Below are 20633 nucleotides of genomic sequence, written 5' to 3'. Positions count from 1 at the left end.
GTGACAGGTGATAAGGAAGAGATAATTAGTTATTTTCCCCAATACCCATCGATCTCCCCAATCCTCAATCCCCAATCCCCAGTCCCTAAGTTAAGATAGCGGAATTATGGCGATATACTCCTCAAAAAAACAGTCCCCAGAACCAGACGGACAGCCAAAACAGCGCCGGGAGTCGGCTAAAGCGCCTTCTCAGCCAGTACCTACCGAGGAAAAAATACTGCAACCTCAAGCAGCTATTGATGAAGAAGGTAAGCAGGAAGAGAGTATTCGACCTCAGCGATTTGCTGATTACATCGGACAGAAAGACTTAAAGGATGTGCTAGATATTGCCATTAAAGCAGCTAAGTCTAGGGGTGAAGTCATGGATCATCTGTTGCTGTATGGTCCTCCTGGCTTGGGTAAAACCACAATGGCAATGATTTTAGCTTCGGAAATGGGGGTAAATTATAAAATTACCAGCGCCCCAGCTTTGGAAAGACCAAGGGATATAGTCGGGTTATTGGTTGGTCTCAAAGCGGGTGATGTGCTGTTTATCGATGAAATTCATCGGCTTTCGCGGATGACGGAAGAAATTCTTTATCCGGCAATGGAAGATTATCGCTTAGATATTACTGTCGGTAAAGGTTCGAGTGCCAAGATTAGAAGTATACCTTTGGTTAAGTTTACCTTGGTGGGAGCGACAACCCGTGTCGGGGCGTTAACTTCTCCTTTGCGCGATCGCTTTGGTTTAATTCAAAAACTGCGATTTTACGAAGTTGACGAACTCAGTCAAATTGTCCTCCGCACTGCTGAATTATTACAAACTCCAGTTAACTCAGAAGGCGCTACGGAAATCGCCAAACGCTCACGGGGAACGCCCCGGATTGCAAATAGATTGCTCAAACGAGTACGTGATTATGCTGAAGTGAAATCCCATACAGAAATTAATCAACTGATAGCAGCGGAAGCATTGCAACTATTCCAAGTAGACCCCTGTGGGTTAGATTGGACAGATAGAAAGATGTTAAGTGTAATCATTGAAAACTTTAATGGTGGTCCAGTGGGATTAGAAACTCTAGCCGCAGCGACTGGGGAAGATACCCAAACCATAGAAGAAGTTTATGAACCGTATTTAATGCAAATAGGTTATTTAAGCCGGACACCAAGAGGTAGAATAGCGACAAAAACGGCATATCAACACATGGGATTTAAACCACCTAATGAGCAGTTATCATTGCTGTAAGCGCATCAACATCCAGATCATTGACTTCTCTCAAAAGTCGGGATCTAAAATCATGAGATTTGTTAAGTAGCCATCATGAACTGCGTACACCAGGACACGATGAAAAACTTCTTATTCCCCTCCCCGCTTGCGAGGAGGGGTTAGGGGTGGGGTCTTATTTTCAAGTCAGGTGGGTGGAAAAATTTATAACTGTAAATTTAGGGAGTATAATTTTTTAGGTATGATTTTTTGAAGCTAAAAGCTCTATCTCAATGTCAACTTTAATATCAGAAACTCGTCTTCCCAATGGAATGAAAATCTTTTGTCTACAAAAGGACGAAGCACAATTAATGTATCAGGAAGTACAGAATTATTTAAAATATGGTATTCAGGTAAAGGAAGGCGATACAGTTTTTGATGTTGGTGCAAATATTGGATTATTTACAATTTGGTTATCTAAAAAGTTTAATCATAAAATCAATATTTATGCCTTTGAACCCATACCTGATATTTATGAAGTCTTAAATGCTAATGTTCAGCGTTTTATTCCGGAAAATTTCCGATTATTTGCTTGTGGACTTTCGCTGCAACCTGGTAATGTAAAATTTACTTATTATCCAAATATGACTTTAGGTTCTACAGCATATCCTATTACTGAAAAAGCAGAAATAGATAAACTGCAAGAGATAAGTATAGCAAATTTTCAACATTTCCCTGCTCCTATTTCTTGGTTACGATGGTTGCCATATTCTTTATTTTCACGCATTATCAATCATAAATTAAACACCGCTTTCCAAGGAAAGGAAGTTAATGGCAAATTAAAAACTATATCAGAAATTATCCGTGAACATCAAATTGAGCAAATTGATTTACTCAAAATTGATGTAGAAAAAAGTGAACTGGATGTGATATTAGGTATTGAAGCTGAGGATTGGAAAAAGATTAAGCAAGTATTTGTGGAAGTACATAATTTAGATTTTAGGTTAGACAAGATCAGTAAATTGTTGAAAGATAAAGGATTTGCAAATATTACAGTTGAACAAGAACCAATACTAAATGGATCTGACATTTTTAGTTTGTATGCTTGGTGACAAAAGTCTCAGATACCCGAATTCATAGAGAAGTTGGGTATGTTGTTATTTACTAATGATTGAAGATTGTTTTATCATTGATTTTACTGCACATAACCTACTTATCAATGATTAAATTAATCAGTATTTTCCTGAGTATATTACTGGTGTTTGGCTTTTGTACACCAGTGATGGCACAAACCCAAACAATCACTGCCGAAGAGTTACAATTAGGAGATGAGTTAGCAACTAAAGCGTTTGCAGCCACTAATAATGGTGATTTTGCAACTGCGGAAAGCTATTGGACCCAGATTATTGAAAAGTTTCCCACTAATGCAGGTGCTTGGAGTAATCGCGGTAATTCACGGGTAAGTCAAAATAAATTGCAAGCTGCATTGACAGATTATAACCAAGCTGTAGAATTAGCACCTAATGTCACTGACCCTTATTTAAATCGGGGGACAGCGTTGGAAGGTTTGGGAAAATGGGAAGAAGCGATCGCAGATTATAATCATGTTCTAGAATTAGATCCGAAAGATGCGATGGCCTATAACAATCGCGGTAACGCTAGAACAGGTTTGGGAAAATGGGAAGAAGCGATCGCAGATTATCAAAAAGCCACAGAAATTGCTCCCAACTTTGCCTTTGCTCGTGCTAATTATGCCCTAGCACTGTATGAAACAGGTCAAACAGATCAAGCCATCCGCGAAATGCGGAATATAGTCCGTAAATATCCCCGCTTTGCGGATATGCGTGCTGCTTTAACCGCTGCTTATTGGGTTGGAGGTAACAAAGGGGAAGCTGAAAGCAACTGGGTAGCAGCTTACGGACTTGATGCTCGTTATAAAGATATAAATTGGGTAACAAATATCCGCCGTTGGCCTCCTAGTTTGGTAGCGGCTTTGGATAAGTTTTTGAAATTACAGTAAGATTTTTGGCGATTGCTGGGAAACATAGGAAACAAGAGAGCGATCGCCTACGGCAGTGCGCTTCGCGTAATCGCTTAATTTTCGCTTTACTATTCCCATAAGTATACATTTTCTGGTATAAATTTACATGATATTTATAATTAACCAGAAAAACGGAATATTAACAGCAGGTTGATAATTCCATAAAACTTTTTTGAAAGGAAATTTATGTTTCAAGAACTTGCTGGTCAGATTGCTGTTTCTTCCTCATCTCTAAATTTAGCCACAGTCTTAGGCATTAGTAGCACAGCAGGAATACTTGGTTGGCGGTGGTGGAAACAAAAAAACGCTTACAAATCACTAGAGTCCCTTCCTTCTCCTCCCAAACACTGGCTGTTAGAAAATATTCCTCAAGTATTGGCAGCAGTAAAACAAAAGAAATTCTTTCAATTATTATTTGATTGGAGCAAAGAACTAGGACCGATGTATGTTTATTGGGCTGGCCAACCCGTTGTTGTTTTGAGCCGGACAAAAGTGATCGAAGACACCATCGTCAATGGCATGAGAGACGGTAGCTTAATTAGATCCCAGCGAACAAGCACAGCTTGGAACGACATCGGCGGACCAATTCTTTTGGGTCAAAACGGCAATGAATGGCAGTGGCGACGTAAAGCTTGGAATCCTGAGTTTAGTTCTAGCGGTATTTCCAAATATGTTGATCTTATTAATCAAGCCTGTGAACAAGTAATTGAAAATATTCAGGAGGCAGGTCTATCAAAAGAGGTTCAGGTAGATCCTCTGTTTGTAGAACTGACAATGAGGGTAATTTCCTCTTTGGTACTGGGCATTCCTGTAGACAGAAAAACTGTTAGTCCCGAAGGTCAACCCCTTGATGTTGCCAAGGTATACGAAGCGATGTCTATTTTAAGCTATCGTTTCTTGCGGGTAGCAACTGGCGAGAAGATATGGAAGAAATATTTGCCAACTAAAAATTCACGAGATTATTGGGCAGCAAGGCGATATGTAGAGGAATTTCTTAGTCCCCGTGTAGATTTAGCTTTGCAGATGAGAGAACAAAACAAGACCGATTTAGAACAGGTGAGTTCTTTGTTCCAGGAATCAATGTTAGTGAAAATAGCTGCCAAAGAACCAAACTATAAGCGGGAATCACTGATAGCAGAAGCTATTGAACTCTTAATAGCTGGTACTGACACAACAGCCCATAGTTTATCCTTTGCAGTGGCAGAGTTGTCCTTAAATCCAAGGGTTTTTCAACAGGCACGGGCTGTAGTTGATCAAGTGTGGGAAAATCAAGGTGGTATTAATACAGATAGCTTCAAACAACTGAGTTACATCAGTGCTATTTTCAAGGAAACCTTGCGCCTTTATTCCGTTGCTTCTGGTTCAGCGCCATTAGAAGCCACACGAGAAATTGTGATTGAGGGTCAGGTGATTCCTCGTGGTACGAAAATATTCTGGTCAATGCTCGCTGCTGGGCGAGATCCAGAAGTTTATTCTCGTCCTGAAGAATTTTTACCAGAGCGTTGGCTAGAGAAAAACAAGGAAAGTAGTCAACTGCTAATGATAGACTTTGGATCAGGTTCTCATCGCTGCTTGGGTGAGCATCTGTCAATGCTGGAAGCAACGGTGATGCTGGCGCTACTGTTGCGTTATTTCGACTGGGAGTTGGTTAATGGTCGTTCATCTGTGGAAGAGTTACAGCAGAACCTTTTGATTTATCCATCTGATAGAATGCCAGTACGTTTTCGGCTGAGAAAATAGGTAATATGAGTGATCCGCGATAGGTAGCGTCTGATAAAGTTACACACTGCCTATGGTGAGGTTATCACAATTGATTTTATTCGTTCTGTACTCTAAGCGATACTTACAGTCAGCTACGCTAACGCATCCCAAACACCTCAACTAACGCTAGTCTCAAAAACTCGCTGACTTTCCTCTCTTCTCCCCCTCACAACCATCTTCACACCCCCAGATGGACCCAATAAAGCGCCCTTCCGTGCTGGTTGTACTGGTTCAGTATCAGCCAATTCCATCTCCCATTGAGATAAAACCGTTGCTAAGACCAACTTCATCTCAAACAGTGCAAAAGCCATCCCAATACAACGACGGTTTCCACCCCCAAACGGTAAAAACTCAGTCGAAGAAAATTGACGTTCTAAAAAACGCTCTGGTTTAAACTGTTTAGAATCAGGATATAAATCTTCTCGATGATGGGTTAAATAAATACAAGGAATCACCAAAGTTCCAGGTTCTAAATTATAACCCATCACTTCCAACGGTGATTTTACCAATCTATTTAAAGCCAACATTGCCACTGGATATAATCGCAATGTTTCCGAACAAACAGCATTTAAATAGGGTAATTTGAAAATCTCATTAGCATCTAGATTTTCACCCAAATTATCCAATTCTTGCAATAGTTCTTCTCGCACCTGTGGGAAACGATGAACCCAGTAAAGCGCCCAAGTTAAAGAAGTTGCAGTAGTTTCATGACCAGCTATCAACAAAGTAATCAACTCATCTCTTAATTCTACATCACTCATGGGTTGACCATTTTCATCTTTCGCAGCCATCATTAAAGATAAAATATCAGTGCGAGATGGATCTGGTTTTTCTTGACGTTCTTTTATTTCTGCATAGATCAGTGTGTCAATTTCAGCTTTTAACCGGAGGAATTTACCCCAAGGACTCCATGCACCTAAATCTTTTTGCAATGATGGAAAAAGTAACATCATTCCTCTCACAAAAGGTTTTTCAGGATTGAGAATTTTTAACAGTAATTCCTTTAGTTGTTCATAACGTGAACCTTCCTGTAAACCAAATACAGCTTTTAAAATTACCTCAAAAGAGATTTCTTGAATGGAATAAAGGACATTAAATGGTTCTCCAACCTGCCATTTATTAGTGACTTGCTGTGTAATTTCGCGGATTAAATCACCATAAGCCAGCATTCTTTCCCCGTGTAAAGGAGGAGTTAATAATTTGCGCTGACGTTGGTGAGGTTTTCCTTCTAGTGCTAATAAAGATTGTTGTCCCAATAAAGGGGCTTTAATCCCCGCTGGTTCCCCAGAATCTAACTGTTTTGTATCAGTGGTAAAAATCTGTTGAATGGCTTGGGGGTTGCTGATGAATACTTGCGGTTTAAAAACGGGTCCAATTCTTAAAGTGAAGATCTCACCGTATTTTTCCGCACATTCTTCCATATATCCCAAAGGATTTTTCAACCAGTGGAAAGTCTGTACCCAAGGGTGGTCTTGAGGTCCATCGGGCAGTTTAAATGTAGCCATTGTGATTTATCTCCTCATAATTCAAAGCAAGATTGTTATCAACCAATGATGTCTACACCCATGATTTCGTTTATTCTATGTCAAGATTCAGAATCAAGAATATAGATATATTGCTAATGCAAACAAATATTCTAAATTCTGACTTCTGCTATATTTCCCACTCCTGAATTTTTACTGGTGTTAATTCCTGCACATTATTAAATACTATCTTTGCTCCTGCTTTCATCAGTGTTGCAACATAAGCATCCCGTCTTGCTGCTGTTTCCTGTACGTGAGGTGGTAAAACTCCCACACCCACCCACTTCCGAGAACTATCCAAATTTCTTGCTTTTTCGACGGTGTGCATATCTGCTACTGTATCACCCACATATATCACCGTTTGTTTTTTATCAAATCCCTTTTCTAATAAATTAATAGTCGCAAAAAGTCCGGTAGGATCAGGTTTACCTGGTGCATCTTCCATAGCTATTAAAACCGGAGATTTTAAACCCAAACGTTTTTCTAAAACATAAGTAGCAGAACCGCGAGTAGCACCACTAAAAAATCCCCAACTAATATCTGCTTGTGTGAGTTCTTCTAAATATCGTGGTTGCAATAATAAAGGTTCATTACAAATATACCCATTCCAATTTTCTGGATCTGTACCCCGGTAACGAGATTGAAAATAGGTGACAATCTTTTCATAATTTAATTGTAGTTGTTCCCTGGTCTTTCCTTGGCTAACAAAGTGACGGTAAATTAATTCTTGAGAACCGTCCCAATCATTATTCCAAATTCCCTCAGACTTAAGATTGTCAATATCTACATCTGTAGGACGATAAACCCGATTAGTAAAATGCTCTACGGTATCTGCTATGGCGCGACGATAAGAACCGCCAACATCACGAATCACACCATCAATATCGAAAACAATGATTGCATTTGTTTGTTTGGTCATGGGAACAGTAATTAATATTTTCCAGAGTTTAGTCCTAATTAACCATAGATTTTAATTGATTAGACCTGATAAATAAACAAATTTCTGCATCTGGCCTGTCTTCACTCCGTGCTGGGAATGAGTCTTCAACCGGACACGATATCAATGGGGATCATTGCTACTTGGACAAAGACCCTTACCCACAAATTTAAGATTGGCTATAGGATGGTAGCAGTGGGGATCGCTATTATGTATCCTCCAGTAGCCAAACAAAAGGTAAAAAATTTATGCCGTAAATCCCATCTGTCTAAGTAAAACAACGTCAGGATTCTTGTCAAGGCTCCATATAGGGGGTTAAACCCCTGGTATCATAGTTATACAGGAATTAAGATTACACAATTACGGAGGTGCATCAATATGCTTAGGAGTAACACTAAGAAACAATTAACCTATTACCCTCAGAAACAATTCAGTTATCATCCTCAGAAACCATTAACCTATTACCATAAGAAACAATTCAGCTATTATCCTCAGAAACCATTAACCTATTACCATTTAATTGTTACCTTTGTGGTAGGAGCGTTAGGAGGATACGCGCTCAATCAACTTTATCAAAATCATCTTAACCAAAGTTTAGTTTACTCACCATCTCTAACTCAAGCAAACAAAGCTACTGCTGTGAAGGCTTATTACCCTAGCATCAAAATAGATAAGCAAAAAGCTTTCAACTCAGTCTGGAATTTACCACAAGTACAACGCAAAGCCAGAGAAATTGAAACCCTTTCTAAAGGGAGTATACGTGTTTCAGCAGTTGTTGATAGTTCCCCCACTTTCGATGCACCTTTTTATATAGTGAAAGTCTTTGAAAATCACCCTAATGACATTACTAGTCCAGTTTATTGGTTCAGAGTATCTAGTTCTAGCGGTGCGATTGAGCCTTTGGATTTGGTGCAGAACGAATACATTGCTCTTGAAACATGGAATCCTGATGGACGGCGATAGTTAGATATTTGTAGTCTATTAAATAGCTACTTGAAAATCATTTTCATTTTTTCCGGTCTTTACTCCTTGCATTTTGTCGTTTTTAAAGCACTTTAAGCAAACAAATCTTGAGCAAATGAGCAAAACAATAAAGGTAAAAAGGGTAACACAGCACCTTTTGGTCATCAGCGGTCAGCTATGAGCAGTAAAACCCTTTTAGTGCAAGGCTTTGTGATTAAAAATTGTACCTCATTAACCTGCAATATGCTGTAATTTACCTTTATCTTTTAACCTTTAATAGCAGCCTCAGTCCTACTTTTTCACTACTTGTAGACGCTGAGTAATCATTGTCATCCCATCATTACGAAGAATGACCGCAGAAATCCATTGTTGTCCGGGGGTAGATGGTGCGAGTCCAGTTTTAAACAGCCCACCAGCATTGAGTAATTCTAAATTTACTGGTGTGGGGGTGAGATATTTACTTGGTTGGATGTTTTCTTCTATGGCACTTCCCAACAAGAGATCATTGCCCAATGGTTCTTGGACAATAGCATCAAAGTGATATTTCTGCCCAGCTTTTACCTGTTGTGGCAGTTTAATTTCTACTTGGGGTGGTTTGTTGCCAGAGGTAAGTTGGGTGCGTTCTGATAAAATTTCTTGGCGCTGGATTTTTGTACCTGTAATGCGCTGGCGGGAAGTAATCGTCGCATTGAGAGCTAGATTATTACTGTTAGAAGATGGTAAACCTGTGATGGTGGTGACTGTTTCTGCAATGATGGCGTTGCCTTCTGATTTCCAAGATTGCAGTCTTGTGCTGTAGCGTAGTTGAGGATACCGCTGCCAGAAAGACTTCAAAGCTTGTTCCATAGTTTGGCGGTTTAGTCCATCGCCATGAGTGAAATTGGGGCTGTAAAATTGCATTACGCCTTTAATATCACCTCGGCTAGAGGCTGTGTCAATTTGTGTGAGTAGGTTTTTGAGTGCTGGGGGAGCATTTTCCGGTTTAGCAGCTTGAGCAAATAGCCCATTACTGGTTAAATCCAGTGTCAGTAGGAAGGACAACAGGGAAATACTGGCAGTAAATGTTTTGTTGTGTTTCATTAATAAAGCAATAATCTTAGTCATTGGTAATAGTTTACTGATTTGATCACAGAAGGTCAGGAATTTGTTTTATCTTAGATAAGCTAGGCGCTAAATGGTATAGCTTTCAATGGCAAACGCACGGTTAAAATTATTAATAGCTGCTAGTGGGACTGGTGGACATTTGTTTCCAGCGATCGCACTGGCTGATAAATTACAAGAATATGAAATTGAATGGCTTGGTGTCCCCACCAGACTTGAGTCTCAGCTTGTCCCTAGCCAATATCCTTTGAATACGATCGCTGTAGAAGGGTTTCAGCAAGGTTTGAGTCTTTCCTCTGTGGGTATCTTGTTTAAGCTCATCGGTGCGATTTTGCAGGTGAGACGTATTCTCAAACAAGGAAATTTTCAGGGGTTATTTACTACAGGGGGTTATATTGCCGGGCCTGCGGTGATTGCGGCTCGTTCTTTGGGTTTACCGATTGTTTTTCATGAATCTAATGCTTTACCTGGTAAGGTAACGCGATTTTTTGGACCATGGTGCAGTGCGGTAGCGGTGGGTTTTGATGTGGCTGCCCAGTATTTACCCCGTGCTAAAACTGTCTGTGTGGGTACTCCTGTGCGATCGCAATTCTTGGATCAAGGAATTGATCATGGTCTAGATTTACCTATTCCTGATGGTGTTCCTTTAATTGTGGTTTTTGGCGGTAGTCAAGGTGCGGTGGCGGTTAATCAATTAGTGCGCCGTTCTGCTCCAGCTTGGTTTGATGCTGGTGCTTATATAGTACATTTAACAGGTGATAGAGATCCAGATGCAGATAGTCTGCAACATCCCCAGTACATAGCATTACCATTTTACGATAATATGGCGGCTTTGTTACGACGGGCTAATTTAGCTATTAGTCGTTCTGGTGCTGGCAGTTTAACAGAGTTGGCGGTTTGTGGTACACCAGCTATTTTGATTCCTTATCCTTTTGCGGCTGAAGATCATCAATCTTTCAATGCTGCGGTTTTTAGTGATGTTGGTGCGGCTTTAAATTTTAAACAGTCGGAGTTGACACCGGAAATTTTGCAAAGGCAGGTGTTAGAATTGTTGCAATCTCCAGCAGATTTGGCAAGGATGGGAGAGAAGGCAAAAGCGATCGCATCTCCTGATAGTGCTGATAAGTTGGCTGCTTTGGTGCGGGAAATATTGACAAGTTAATCAAAGGTGAAAACTGCCGATATTTTCAGATCCAGCAGAATTCAGGAGTTATATCGTGTCCGGTTAAAGACTTATCATTAAGGCAGAAGGGGAGCTTTCTTGAAGGGAGTAGGTGAAAAAAGAGTTTACCCATTTCTGCACAGATATGGTAATTAGGCGTTGCTGATTAAGAGTATGATTTTGTTTCACGCAGAGGCGCTCCAGTCACAGAGAGTAAGAGTTTGAAATCATTGATTTTTCAATTTCATATCCTAATTCAGCAACGCCGGTAATTATAACTTATCAACCGGGCTTGATATCACTCTTTATTAAACTATATACTCTTTTTCAATTTGCAGATATTTGGGAACTCCTATCAATTCTTGAAAATCTTGAAAATTCATCAAACCTGTTAAATTAGCCGTACTTCCCTGTTCTTTGAGATGACGAAAACAAGCACTCATCACCTCAGTTACAGCCATCAGCGCAGTCAGGGGAAAAAAGATAATTTTAAAACCTAATTTTTGTAATTCTGCTGTAGTCATTTCTGGTGTTTTTCCACCTTCCACAATATTAGCTACTAAAGGTACATGAGGAAAAGCAGCAGCTATGGTTTGCAATTCTGCCACAGATTGAGGTGCTTCGATAAATAACACATCTGCACCTGCATTGATGTAAGATTTTCCCCGTTTAATAGCTTCTTCTAAACCCAAAGGTGCGCGGGCATCAGTTCTGGCTATAATTACCAAACCACTATCACCCCTTGCTTCTACAGCAGCACGAATTTTTCCCGCGTGTTCGTGCATAGAAATAACTCGCTTACCCTCAAAATGACCGCATTTTTTTGGCCATTCTTGGTCTTCCAAAATTATCCCCGCTAACCCAATTTGTACGGCATCTTTTACAGTCCGCATCACATTTAAAGCATTACCATATCCTGTATCACAATCGGCAATTAAGGGTATATTAATTGATTGTGTTATCCGTCCTACACTATAAAACATTTCTGTAGCAGTGAGAAAACCATAGTCAGGTAAACCCAAGGTAGAAGCAGCGATACCAAAACCACTGGTAGCAGCAACTTCAAAACCCGTTTGTTCTACCAACTTCGCACTCAGACAGTCATAGACACCGGGAATAACAATAATTTCAGGACGTGCGAGTAATTCCCGCAATTTTTGGGAAGTAGACATAACAACAATCATAAAGTTACTATCTTAAATATTACCTTACGGAGTCATAAAAATGCTATTTCCCATCAAGCAACGCCGTTATTTATTTTATCTGTGGAATTTGTCTTGGTTCTTTTTAGTAGTTTTGCTTTTAGCTCCTGTTAGTTATGGTATTCTTCGTTTAGCTACAGTATGTTTAATAGCTGGGATTGTATTGGGAGCATTAGTTTTATTCTGGCATCATCCGATTATCCGGTTTATAAATATTTTGATTTGTCTAAGTAAGTCGGCGGGAAAAAACCGAAGTATGTAACAAAAAGTAAATTCACCAAAACCCTCTTCCCCGTTCCCTGTTCCCTGTTCCCTTGTCATAACGACAATTTTTAACGCCCACTTACTTAATCTGTATTTTAATTGCCATTCTACCTGGGCATAAATTTGAACCAAATGTTCTCAGAGAATATTACGTGCAAGAAATGAATAGCTTTTTAGGAACTAATTATCTTTGGGGTGGGGAAAATAAACTGGGGATTGATTGCTCAGGTTTAGTGAGACAGGGATTAGTAGGTGCAAATTTAAAATATGGTTTACTTTCTCTTAACCCTCAACTAATTAGAGAAGGAATTTCCATCTGGTTTTTTGATGCTTCTGCTGAAGCTTTAGCCTCAGAATATCGAAATAAAACCAAGGTAATTATGAAAGCTAATAGTATTAATGAATTAGATCATGAAAAAATCCAACCAGGAGATATTGCTGTGACTCAAGATGGTACACATACATTAGCATATATAGGTAATCAAACTTGGATTGAAGCTGATCCCAATTATTTAAAAGTCATTCAATTGCAAGTTTCTGACAAGAATAATCCCTGGTTTAATGTTCCTATTTATATAGTGTAATGGCAACAATTTAATTTAAAATAATACAATTTAAACTAAGGGAATTTTATCAGCTATTCGTCGAGGTCTGGTTTGCATAACTTTTAGCATTACTTGGATGACATCTGCTACTGTCTCAGTTAAAAACAGTTCAGACAAAAACAAATGTTGCTCTACAATCGTAGATAATTCAAAAAACCAGTATATCGACATCAAGGGTGAAATCCATAGTTGACTACCTTTGGTTCTATATGTAAGGTGATAGTCTCCAAAATGCCCTTGGACTGCGGAAATAATAGATGAGTTAATAATACTAGGTTCTTGCTGTGGCTGACTCTGAACATATAACAAAGCTTTTTCATAGTTTTGATAACATTGCATTTGTTTCAGGAGTGAACAAGAACCTAAAAAACCGCCTGAATTAGCTAAACTCGCTATATTTTCTAAAATATGGGCATGACTAATATCTCGTTCTGCACCCATACCCAAGCATCCGATTAACCGCAAAGGAACTTGAGTTAGTTTGCTCACAGCTGCTATGGAAACAGCATCTTCCGTTACAGTTCCCATATTGGCTTCATCACCCCGTGCTAAACTATCAACTCCACCATCAATTAACAAAATACCATCAATAGAGAGATGTTCAATTAGTAGGTTGTAGTTAGTTAGTAAAGGTAACACACCTGTTTTTTTGAAACACCATAAGGTAACTGCTTCGTTCAATTCTTTTTTAAACCACTGCGCTAAATAAAGTTCAGGAAAATAAACGGGTAATTCTTCTGTTTCCGATGTAATACCTACCAAGGTTTCTGTTAATAGGATCGTCTGTTGAAGTTTGGCAGATTTTGAAAATGCAATATTAGAGAAACTAAGATTAGCAAGATGCACTTTTAGCCCCAACCGTCGCAACTCAAAGTAAATCGGTAAGCCACAAAAAATATCAAAGCCACCTCCCATCCCTGCAATGAGTAAGTTTCTGCACTCAGAGAGTTGCTTTATAATTGGTATATTTAAGTTCATTATGCTGGTTATAATCAGAAAAAAGTTGTCAATAAACACAAGAGAATTTTATGCTAATAGTGCTGTTTGCTGCAAAATCATCATGTTCCCGAATAAGATTTGTAACAAATTTTAATAAACTCAACATAAAAGGTATATGGAAACTAACAATTGTAACACTCATTCTCTCGACTCATTCCGCGCTTTAGCATTACAAGTTACCTGTCATGCAGTCAACCAAGCAAGTCCGACTGAAGCCCGTTTAATTATTCAAAATACCATTCAACGCTTGGAAAAACAAATTGCTGCTAGTCTAGCTTTTATAGGTGCTGACTGTCGTTTAATAGTTCTCCCTGAATACTTCCTTACAGGCTTTCCGATGGGAGAATCTCTAGAAGTATGGGCAGAAAAAGCCTGTTTAGAAATGGCAGGAGTTGAGTATGAAGCACTTGGTAAAATTGCCCAAAAACATAAAATATTTTTAGCTGGTAATGCTTATGAATTAGAACCAAATTTTCCTGGTTTATATTTTCAAACTTGCTTTATTATTGACCCCTCCGGCTCAATTATTTTACGCTATCGGCGCTTAAATTCAATGTTTGCACCCACACCTCATGATGTCTGGGATAAATACCTTGAATGTTACGGGTTAGAGGGTGTTTTCCCAGTTGCAAAAACGGAAATTGGTAATTTAGCAACTTTAGCATCAGAGGAAATTTTATATCCAGAAGTTGCCCGTTGTTTAATCATGCGTGGGGCAGAAATTTTATTGCACCCCACATCAGAAGTTTATAGTAAAAATCTCACGCCTAAAGATGCTGCTAAAATTACCCGTGCTGTAGAAAATATGGTTTATGTCGTGTCAGCCAATACAGGAGGTATAGTTAATAGTTATATACCTAGCGCCTCTGTTGATGGTGGTTCTAAAATTATTGATTATCGAGGCATTGTATTAGCAGAAACAGGTGCTGGTGAAAGTATGGCAGCATTCGCTGAGATTAATTTAGCAGGATTAAGGAGCGATCGCCAACGACCAGGTTTAAATAATTTACTCTCCCGTCAACGCTTTGAACTTTACGCCGAAAGTTACACCAAGTCACATTTTTACCCCCCTAATACCATGCTGAATGGCAACATAGACCGTAAACATTTCATCCAAACCCAACAAGAAACTATTGAACGCCTCACCAAATTAGGGATAATTTGAACAATGAGTAATTCCCTGTTCCCTGTTTCCAATGACCAAACCAATAGAAGTCCGTAACCCCCGCACAGGTAAATTTGATTATGTGATCATCCCCCCACCCCCGAAGTTGCTTTCTCAGCAATGTCACAGACTCCGCAGGGGACAAATTCCTTGGCAGGAAATGGGTATTGAAGGTAGAATTGAGGCACTACAGCAGTGGAAGCAAGCCCTATTATCTGATCGCAAACAGCTAACAGATGCTTTGGTAAATGATACAGGCAGATTATCAACTTCAATGTTAGAAATAGACTCTTTTTTATCTAGCATTGATAGATGGTGTAATTTAGCGCCCCAGCTATTACAAGAAACTGCCAAAAATACAACTATTCCCTTTATTGCTTTACAACAATCTGCTGTTCCTTACACCCTTGTAGGCGTAATTAGCCCGTGGAATTTTCCCCTGTTGTTGTCTACAATTGACACAATTCCGGCTTTATTAGCGGGTTGTGCAGTGATAGTCAAACCCAGTGAAATTACACCCCGCTTTGTTGCACCTTTGATGACTGCACTAAATACAGTTCCTAAATTGCGCGATGCCTTAAATTTTGTCGAAGGTGCAGGACAAACAGGTGCAGCTTTAATAGAAGATGTAGATTTAATTTGCTTTACAGGTAGCGTTGAAACTGGCCGTGTAGTTGCAGAAACCGCAGCCAGAAATTTTATTCCTGCCTTCTTAGAATTAGGTGGAAAAGACCCAGCCATTGTGTTAGAATCAGCAGATTTAGATTTAGCAACTTCAGCGATTTTATGGGGTTCTGTTGTTAATTCTGGACAGTCATGTTTATCGATTGAAAGAATCTATGTAGCTGAATCTATCTTTGCAGAATTCTATCATCAATTAGTAGCTAAAGCCCATCGCCTCCAACTCGCTTATCCCACAGTTGAAAGTGGGGAAATAGGTCCAATAATTTCCGAAAACCAAGCAGCAATTATTAATGAACATCTGCAAGATGCAGTTTCCAAAGGAGCAGTAATTCATTGTGGTGGTAAAGTTGAAGAATTAGGTGGTGGTTGGTGGTGTCGTCCCACAGTTATAACTGAAGTTGACCATTCCATGAAAGTGATGACTGAAGAAACTTTTGGACCGATTATGCCCATCATGCCTTTTTCTACTATTGAAGAAGCCATAGATTTAGCCAATGATTCTATTTATGGATTGAGTGCTGCTATATTTGCTGAATCAGAAGAGTTAGCATTAGAAATTGGTATGCAAATAGACGTTGGTGCTATTAGCATTAATGATGCCGGTTTAACAGCCATCATGCACGAAGGCGAAAAAAACGCTTTTAAATTTTCTGGTTTGGGAGGTTCCCGCATGGGTGCAGCAGGGTTGAAACGCTTTCTCAGAAAAAAAGCCTTTTTAATTAAAACCAACACAAGTAAAGACCCTTGGTGGTTTCATGATCAAGAGTAAGGAAGGTGATAGGTGACAGGTGACAGGATTCAAGAGTATAAGATAGATGAGGAAGTAATTCAATTACTAATTATGTCTAATATTCGTTTGGAAATGCCTGTTTTAGCCCGTCATGAAGGTGATTGGGTGGGAACCTATACCCTGGTTGATATAACCGGAAAAATTCTTGACACTCATCAATCTCATTTAAGTTGTCAATTTCCGGAAAATAGCGAGTATCCTTACTATCAAATCAATCGTTATACCTGGACTGATGGTAAAAAAGAAGAACATCAATTTCCTGGGACATATCAAGATAAAAAACTTTGGTTTGACACTGAACGTATTCAAGGTAAAGCCTGGGAAGTTGATGATTCAACCGTGATTTTGTGGTTTGGTTATAAACAATTTCCAGATATGTATTTATATGAAATGATTCAAATTAGTCCAGATAATAACCATCGTGCTAGGACTTGGCACTGGTTTAAAAATCATCAAATCTACCAACGCACTCTTATTCAAGAACAACGGGTAAGCAGTTAAACCTCATTGAAAATAAAAAGCTCAGGAGATATATCCCCTACTTCTTTGAGAGGATGTTTGTCAAGTTTCATGTTGTATTGAGATCCCCCTGACCCCCTTACAAAGAGGGGGAATAATTTCTCAAAATTGCGATCGCTCGATAATCAATCTCTTCTCCATAGCCTAAAGCGTACCAATTGATGGGAGAATAAAAACTTGCAATCATCCTTGTCTTAATATTGCTTCCATCCCAAAGGAATTTTGTCAAATGTGGAAACGAATTGCGTTAATTTTGGTTTTAGTGTTCAGTATCAGCTTCAGTAACCCTAGTGTAGCTGGTGCTGCTGGACTCAAAAGCTTTATAGATAGTGCTGATGGTTATCAGTTTTTATATCCTAATGGTTGGTTGCAGGTGAAAGTTGCCAACGGTCCTGATGTTGTCTTCCATGATTTAATTGAGGTATCAGAAAACGTCTCTGTGGTGATTAGTCCCGTTCCTGATGGTAAAACTTTGACAGAACTAGGAACACCAACAGAAGTGGGATATAAATTAGGTAAAGCTGCTCTTGCTCCTGTAGATTCTGGCCGTTCAGCTGAATTAACCAATGTTGCTCAAAAAGAAGTTGATGGTAAAACATACTACCTTCTAGAGTATGAGGTAACACTCCCTAATCAACAAAAAAGACACAATGTATCTAGTGTTGCGGTGAGTCGTGGTAAGCTTTTTACCTTTAATGCTTCAGTACCAGAAAAGCGTTGGAAAAAACTGCAACGCACAATTGATGAACTTGTAAATTCTTTTACGGTGTATTAATTAGGTGATTGGGGACTGGGGACTGGGGACTGGGGACTGGGGACTGGGAGCAGGGGAAAAATATGATCTTTCTTTTGCCTATTGCTTTTTCTCAATTACCAATTACTTATATTATTGACTATGAAAATTCCTCAATTTATACTCGCTTCCGCTTCTCCTGCGCGTCGTCGCTTGTTGCAAACTGTAGGTATTGAACCGATAGTTTGCCCTAGTGATTTTGATGAGTCGCAAATTCAAATCAGTGAACCAGCACAATTGGTACAGACTCTGGCTCAGTGTAAAGCGGAGACTGTAGCACCCCAGTTTTCATCGGCTTTGGTGATGGGTTGTGATTCGATTTTAGCTATGAATGGTGAGATTCATGGTAAACCAGCGGATGCACAGGAAGCGATCACTCGTTGGCAATTAATGCAAGGTAATTTTGGAGACTTGTATACTGGTCATGTTTTGATTGATAATACACAGAATCGCACTATTGTCAAATGTCAAGTGACTAGAGTTTATTTTGGTCAGATGAGCGATCGCGCAATTCAAGCTTATGTAGCTACAGGTGAACCTCTTAAATGTGCTGGTGCTTTTGCTTTAGAAGGATTTGGGAGTTTGTTTGTAGAAAAAATTGAAGGTTGTCACAGTAATGTGATTGGGTTAAGTTTACCCCTATTGCGGCAAATGATCGCCGAATTGGGGTATGATGTGGTTGACTTTTGGGAATAGTGATAATTGTTGGTTGTGAGGAAAAATTACTTTTTCAATCATAATTTTCACCTAAAATCATAAAAATAGAGTGTTGCTATGTGTGCTGTGTGTTTATAATTTTCAGTATAACAGAATGTACTTAGTAATTGTAAACTAGACACTAAATTACATGATTCAAATAATATGTCTTCCAACCCTACCGCCTCCCTTCGTGAACAACAACATCCCCTCATCCGTCAACTAGCTAATACCATTGAAGGGGTTTGGCATAAATACCTAGATTTATCACCCTATCATTTACCGGCTGAGTTGGGATATGTGGAAGGTAGACTAGAAGGCGAAAAACTGATTATAGAAAACCGCTGTTATCAAACACCCCAGTTTCGCAAAATGCACTTGGAACTAGCAAAGGTGGGGAATATGTTAGATATTTTGCATTGTGTAATGTTTCCCCGACCAGAATATGATCTACCCATGTTTGGTTGCGATTTAGTTGGGGGTAGAGGTCAAATTAGTGCGGCGATCGCTGATCTTTCTCCTGTAAACTTACATAGAAGCTTACCAGTAGCTTATAATTTTGCCCTGACCGAGTTAACAGCGATCAACTTTTCCCAACCCCGTGAGTTACCAGACTGGGGAAATATATTTTCTGATTTTTGTATGTTTGTTCGTCCTAGTTCTCCAGAAGAAGAAACCTTGTTTCTGTCTCGCGTCCAAGAATTTTTAGAGATTCATTGCAGTCAAGCAACTTCCTCTAGTCCCGTAGCACCGGAAAAAGTAGCCTCAATTATTGCTGGACAACACAACTATTGTACAAAACAGCAACAAAATGACAAAACTAGACGTGTTCTAGAAAAAGCTTTTGGTCAAGATTGGGCAGAAAATTACATGACCACTGTATTATTTGATTTACCAGAATAATCATCAAATTATAGTGATCCGATTTGATTTATGAATTTTTCGTAGAGGCAGGGAACAGGGAACAGGGAACAGGGAACAGGTAAGAAGATTTTCCGTGTGTACTGAGTCTTGTTCAATAATCAAATAGGAGTCCTATATTAAGGAAATTATTAAGCCAGAAAAAAAGCTGTCATGTAATTGAAGATGAAACTCATGGGGAGAAATGACAAATAATCTGGAAAATCCTGCCAACAATCAACCTTGCAGTTGTATTTTTCCTGATGGGTTGCAATATGGAAAGTTTCTGAGTAGAAACATAGGAATTGATAAAAGCAAGGGCAGATTCGGCGAAGTGTCAATTTACAAATGCTGCGCTTGTCAAAGGTTATGGTTGCACTATTTTGTGGAGTATGAGCATTTATCGCAGTCAGCTAGATGGTATCGGGGCTTAATTACTGAGGCTATGACTAAAACCATCACAGCAGAAAATGCTGTGGAAATTCTTAGTAACTTGCAGTGGTACTTATATGGTGGTTCTTATTTTCATGGTAAGTACGGCTGCTCAAAAGGTCAAATTGATGTTGATTAAAAATTTTTCCATACTCCATATCTGTAAGCTCCGTTACGTTTTTCCATAACTGATGAATGTAGAATTCATTTAACTAGAGTTTAATGGAGTCTAAAAACAGTAGGGGTAAAAGTAGCGCATCAAATCTTTTCAGTAAATAACCAAAGATATATTTGTTGTCTTGTTAGATGTAAACAACTAATTCTGCTCACAGGTTAACAATTCATTTATAGCAGGTGACAGATGACAGAGTTGAAAGTCCATTTGTGTTTAAGTTTTATCATCTGTTGATCTCCTAACCACCTTGGCGGTTGCTATAACAATCAAGTTAGGAAAACTGTGATGTTAGGAATGCTCTATTTGACAGATATTTTTCAGTTTCTCCTTGGCTGTGCCAATTTTAGATTTGAGAAAAGCCGATTTTATATTTTTTGGCACATTTCCCTAGTTTCAAGTATGGAATAAATAAACAGTTATCAGTAAACAGTAAATAATGAACAGACTGATAACTTAAAGAAAGCTCATCTATGGTTGTAGAAACTCTTGGCAATAGTCTACAGCTTAGAAGATGTCTGCATGATTATTCCTAGCAAATTTATACCAGGTTGCTTTCAGAAATATTCAGCAATAAATAGTAACGTCAGCTGCTAGTCAGGAGTCAGAAAGCAGAAGTCAGGAGGTAGAAATTATTTAATTTTGACTTTTGACTTGATTTGTTTTTCCGTCTCCCCATCACGGTTATAACTAGCAGGGTTAGTATTTGGGTGCTTAAATTTGTGAATTCAACATGATGAATTC

20 protein-coding genes are annotated in these 20633 nt (G+C 39.0%); 15 read left to right on the top strand and 5 right to left on the bottom strand.

The window, feature by feature from the left end; genetic code table 11:
* Positions 1 to 106: 106 nt before the first annotated feature.
* The 4 genes from ruvB to H6G06_RS18555 all read left to right on the top strand — a co-directional run bounded on the left by ruvB (position 107) and on the right by H6G06_RS18555 (position 4961).
* Positions 107 to 1222: a Holliday junction branch migration DNA helicase RuvB gene (gene ruvB / locus H6G06_RS18570; protein WP_190562783.1), complete on the top strand. Its 1116-nt coding sequence runs from the start codon at positions 107 to 109 to the stop codon at positions 1220 to 1222.
* A gap of 251 nt (positions 1223 to 1473) precedes the next feature.
* The gene (locus tag H6G06_RS18565; RefSeq protein WP_190562781.1) at positions 1474 to 2292 is read left to right on the top strand and encodes an FkbM family methyltransferase; all 819 of its coding nucleotides are present in this window, start codon (positions 1474 to 1476) and stop codon (positions 2290 to 2292) included.
* A 107-nt stretch (positions 2293 to 2399) separates the two neighbouring features.
* Positions 2400 to 3200, top strand: a complete 801-nt coding sequence (locus tag H6G06_RS18560; RefSeq protein ID WP_190562780.1) for a tetratricopeptide repeat protein — start codon at positions 2400 to 2402, stop codon at positions 3198 to 3200.
* A gap of 207 nt (positions 3201 to 3407) precedes the next feature.
* Positions 3408 to 4961, top strand: coding sequence for a cytochrome P450 (locus H6G06_RS18555; RefSeq protein ID WP_190562779.1), 1554 nt, complete (start codon positions 3408 to 3410; stop codon positions 4959 to 4961).
* A gap of 137 nt (positions 4962 to 5098) precedes the next feature.
* On the opposite strand, the gene H6G06_RS18550 is transcribed toward H6G06_RS18555, so the two are convergent.
* Both H6G06_RS18550 and H6G06_RS18545 read right to left on the bottom strand, forming a co-directional pair.
* Positions 5099 to 6487: a cytochrome P450 gene (locus tag H6G06_RS18550; RefSeq protein WP_190562778.1), complete on the bottom strand. Its 1389-nt coding sequence runs from the start codon at positions 6485 to 6487 to the stop codon at positions 5099 to 5101.
* A 148-nt stretch (positions 6488 to 6635) separates the two neighbouring features.
* A complete protein-coding gene (locus tag H6G06_RS18545) occupies positions 6636 to 7424 on the bottom strand; it encodes a TIGR01548 family HAD-type hydrolase (protein ID WP_190562777.1) in 789 nt (262 codons plus the stop codon).
* A gap of 396 nt (positions 7425 to 7820) precedes the next feature.
* On the opposite strand from H6G06_RS18545, the gene H6G06_RS18540 reads away from it, so the two are divergent.
* Positions 7821 to 8405 carry a hypothetical protein gene (locus H6G06_RS18540; protein ID WP_199306785.1) on the top strand — a complete coding sequence of 195 codons (585 nt, stop codon included), beginning with the start codon at positions 7821 to 7823 and terminating at the stop codon, positions 8403 to 8405.
* Positions 8406 to 8696: 291 nt separating this feature from the next.
* Here the strand turns inward: H6G06_RS18540 and H6G06_RS18535 are convergent, their stop codons facing one another.
* Entirely contained in the window at positions 8697 to 9509 is an 813-nt protein-coding gene (locus tag H6G06_RS18535; RefSeq protein WP_190562776.1) for a Cif family virulence factor, read from the bottom strand.
* An 85-nt stretch (positions 9510 to 9594) separates the two neighbouring features.
* On the opposite strand from H6G06_RS18535, the gene murG reads away from it, so the two are divergent.
* Positions 9595 to 10668, top strand: a complete 1074-nt coding sequence (gene murG / locus H6G06_RS18530) for an undecaprenyldiphospho-muramoylpentapeptide beta-N-acetylglucosaminyltransferase (protein WP_190562775.1) — start codon at positions 9595 to 9597, stop codon at positions 10666 to 10668.
* A gap of 308 nt (positions 10669 to 10976) precedes the next feature.
* On the opposite strand, the gene H6G06_RS18525 is transcribed toward murG, so the two are convergent.
* Positions 10977 to 11840 (bottom strand): isocitrate lyase/PEP mutase family protein, encoded by an 864-nt coding sequence (locus H6G06_RS18525; RefSeq protein WP_190562875.1) that lies wholly within the window; start codon positions 11838 to 11840, stop codon positions 10977 to 10979.
* 52 nt (positions 11841 to 11892) lie between these two features.
* Here H6G06_RS18525 and H6G06_RS18520 point away from each other — a divergent pair, with 52 nt between their 5' ends.
* Complete coding sequence (locus H6G06_RS18520) at positions 11893 to 12132, top strand: hypothetical protein (protein WP_190562774.1); 240 nt, start codon at positions 11893 to 11895, stop codon at positions 12130 to 12132.
* Between the two features lie 163 nt (positions 12133 to 12295).
* Entirely contained in the window at positions 12296 to 12718 is a 423-nt protein-coding gene (locus H6G06_RS18515) for an NlpC/P60 family protein (RefSeq protein WP_190562773.1), read from the top strand.
* A 30-nt stretch (positions 12719 to 12748) separates the two neighbouring features.
* On the opposite strand, the gene H6G06_RS18510 is transcribed toward H6G06_RS18515, so the two are convergent.
* Positions 12749 to 13717, bottom strand: a complete 969-nt coding sequence (locus tag H6G06_RS18510; RefSeq protein ID WP_190562772.1) for a DUF1152 domain-containing protein — start codon at positions 13715 to 13717, stop codon at positions 12749 to 12751.
* A gap of 136 nt (positions 13718 to 13853) precedes the next feature.
* On the opposite strand from H6G06_RS18510, the gene H6G06_RS18505 reads away from it, so the two are divergent.
* The 7 genes from H6G06_RS18505 to H6G06_RS18475 all read left to right on the top strand — a co-directional run bounded on the left by H6G06_RS18505 (position 13854) and on the right by H6G06_RS18475 (position 19856).
* On the top strand, positions 13854 to 14903 hold the full coding sequence (locus H6G06_RS18505) for a nitrilase-related carbon-nitrogen hydrolase (RefSeq protein ID WP_190562771.1): 1050 nt from the start codon (positions 13854 to 13856) through the stop codon (positions 14901 to 14903).
* A 31-nt stretch (positions 14904 to 14934) separates the two neighbouring features.
* Positions 14935 to 16356, top strand: coding sequence for an aldehyde dehydrogenase family protein (locus H6G06_RS18500; RefSeq protein WP_190562770.1), 1422 nt, complete (start codon positions 14935 to 14937; stop codon positions 16354 to 16356).
* A 72-nt stretch (positions 16357 to 16428) separates the two neighbouring features.
* Entirely contained in the window at positions 16429 to 16878 is a 450-nt protein-coding gene (locus tag H6G06_RS18495) for a DUF3598 family protein (RefSeq protein WP_190562873.1), read from the top strand.
* 247 nt (positions 16879 to 17125) lie between these two features.
* Positions 17126 to 17671, top strand: a complete 546-nt coding sequence (psbP, locus tag H6G06_RS18490) for a photosystem II reaction center PsbP (RefSeq protein ID WP_190562769.1) — start codon at positions 17126 to 17128, stop codon at positions 17669 to 17671.
* A gap of 120 nt (positions 17672 to 17791) precedes the next feature.
* On the top strand, positions 17792 to 18385 hold the full coding sequence (locus H6G06_RS18485) for a Maf family protein (protein WP_190562768.1): 594 nt from the start codon (positions 17792 to 17794) through the stop codon (positions 18383 to 18385).
* A gap of 165 nt (positions 18386 to 18550) precedes the next feature.
* Positions 18551 to 19288: a phycocyanobilin:ferredoxin oxidoreductase gene (locus H6G06_RS18480; protein ID WP_190562767.1), complete on the top strand. Its 738-nt coding sequence runs from the start codon at positions 18551 to 18553 to the stop codon at positions 19286 to 19288.
* 202 nt (positions 19289 to 19490) lie between these two features.
* Positions 19491 to 19856: a hypothetical protein gene (locus H6G06_RS18475; protein WP_190562766.1), complete on the top strand. Its 366-nt coding sequence runs from the start codon at positions 19491 to 19493 to the stop codon at positions 19854 to 19856.
* The last annotated feature ends 777 nt before the right edge of the window (positions 19857 to 20633 follow it).

The sequence above is a fragment of the Anabaena sphaerica FACHB-251 genome, from assembly GCF_014696825.1.
Classification (GTDB): Bacteria; Cyanobacteriota; Cyanobacteriia; order Cyanobacteriales; family Nostocaceae; genus RDYJ01.
This window is presented reverse-complemented; position numbering and strand designations above follow the sequence as displayed.

Bases quoted from the DNA above. Each gene is read 5' to 3' on its own strand.
- ruvB (WP_190562783.1), top strand. From the start codon at position 107: ATGGCGATATACTCCTCAAAAAAACAGTCCCCAGAACCAGACGGACAG.
- H6G06_RS18565 (WP_190562781.1), top strand. From the start codon at position 1,474: ATGTCAACTTTAATATCAGAAACTCGTCTTCCCAATGGAATGAAAATC.
- H6G06_RS18560 (WP_190562780.1), top strand. From the start codon at position 2,400: ATGATTAAATTAATCAGTATTTTCCTGAGTATATTACTGGTGTTTGGC.
- H6G06_RS18555 (WP_190562779.1), top strand. From the start codon at position 3,408: ATGTTTCAAGAACTTGCTGGTCAGATTGCTGTTTCTTCCTCATCTCTA.
- H6G06_RS18550 (WP_190562778.1), bottom strand. From the start codon at position 6,487: ATGGCTACATTTAAACTGCCCGATGGACCTCAAGACCACCCTTGGGTA.
- H6G06_RS18545 (WP_190562777.1), bottom strand. From the start codon at position 7,424: ATGACCAAACAAACAAATGCAATCATTGTTTTCGATATTGATGGTGTG.
- H6G06_RS18540 (WP_199306785.1), top strand. From the start codon at position 7,821: ATGCTTAGGAGTAACACTAAGAAACAATTAACCTATTACCCTCAGAAA.
- H6G06_RS18535 (WP_190562776.1), bottom strand. From the start codon at position 9,509: ATGACTAAGATTATTGCTTTATTAATGAAACACAACAAAACATTTACT.
- murG (WP_190562775.1), top strand. From the start codon at position 9,595: ATGGCAAACGCACGGTTAAAATTATTAATAGCTGCTAGTGGGACTGGT.
- H6G06_RS18525 (WP_190562875.1), bottom strand. From the start codon at position 11,840: ATGTCTACTTCCCAAAAATTGCGGGAATTACTCGCACGTCCTGAAATT.
- H6G06_RS18520 (WP_190562774.1), top strand. From the start codon at position 11,893: ATGCTATTTCCCATCAAGCAACGCCGTTATTTATTTTATCTGTGGAAT.
- H6G06_RS18515 (WP_190562773.1), top strand. From the start codon at position 12,296: ATGAATAGCTTTTTAGGAACTAATTATCTTTGGGGTGGGGAAAATAAA.
- H6G06_RS18510 (WP_190562772.1), bottom strand. From the start codon at position 13,717: ATGAACTTAAATATACCAATTATAAAGCAACTCTCTGAGTGCAGAAAC.
- H6G06_RS18505 (WP_190562771.1), top strand. From the start codon at position 13,854: ATGGAAACTAACAATTGTAACACTCATTCTCTCGACTCATTCCGCGCT.
- H6G06_RS18500 (WP_190562770.1), top strand. From the start codon at position 14,935: ATGACCAAACCAATAGAAGTCCGTAACCCCCGCACAGGTAAATTTGAT.
- H6G06_RS18495 (WP_190562873.1), top strand. From the start codon at position 16,429: ATGTCTAATATTCGTTTGGAAATGCCTGTTTTAGCCCGTCATGAAGGT.
- psbP (WP_190562769.1), top strand. From the start codon at position 17,126: ATGTGGAAACGAATTGCGTTAATTTTGGTTTTAGTGTTCAGTATCAGC.
- H6G06_RS18485 (WP_190562768.1), top strand. From the start codon at position 17,792: ATGAAAATTCCTCAATTTATACTCGCTTCCGCTTCTCCTGCGCGTCGT.
- H6G06_RS18480 (WP_190562767.1), top strand. From the start codon at position 18,551: ATGTCTTCCAACCCTACCGCCTCCCTTCGTGAACAACAACATCCCCTC.
- H6G06_RS18475 (WP_190562766.1), top strand. From the start codon at position 19,491: ATGACAAATAATCTGGAAAATCCTGCCAACAATCAACCTTGCAGTTGT.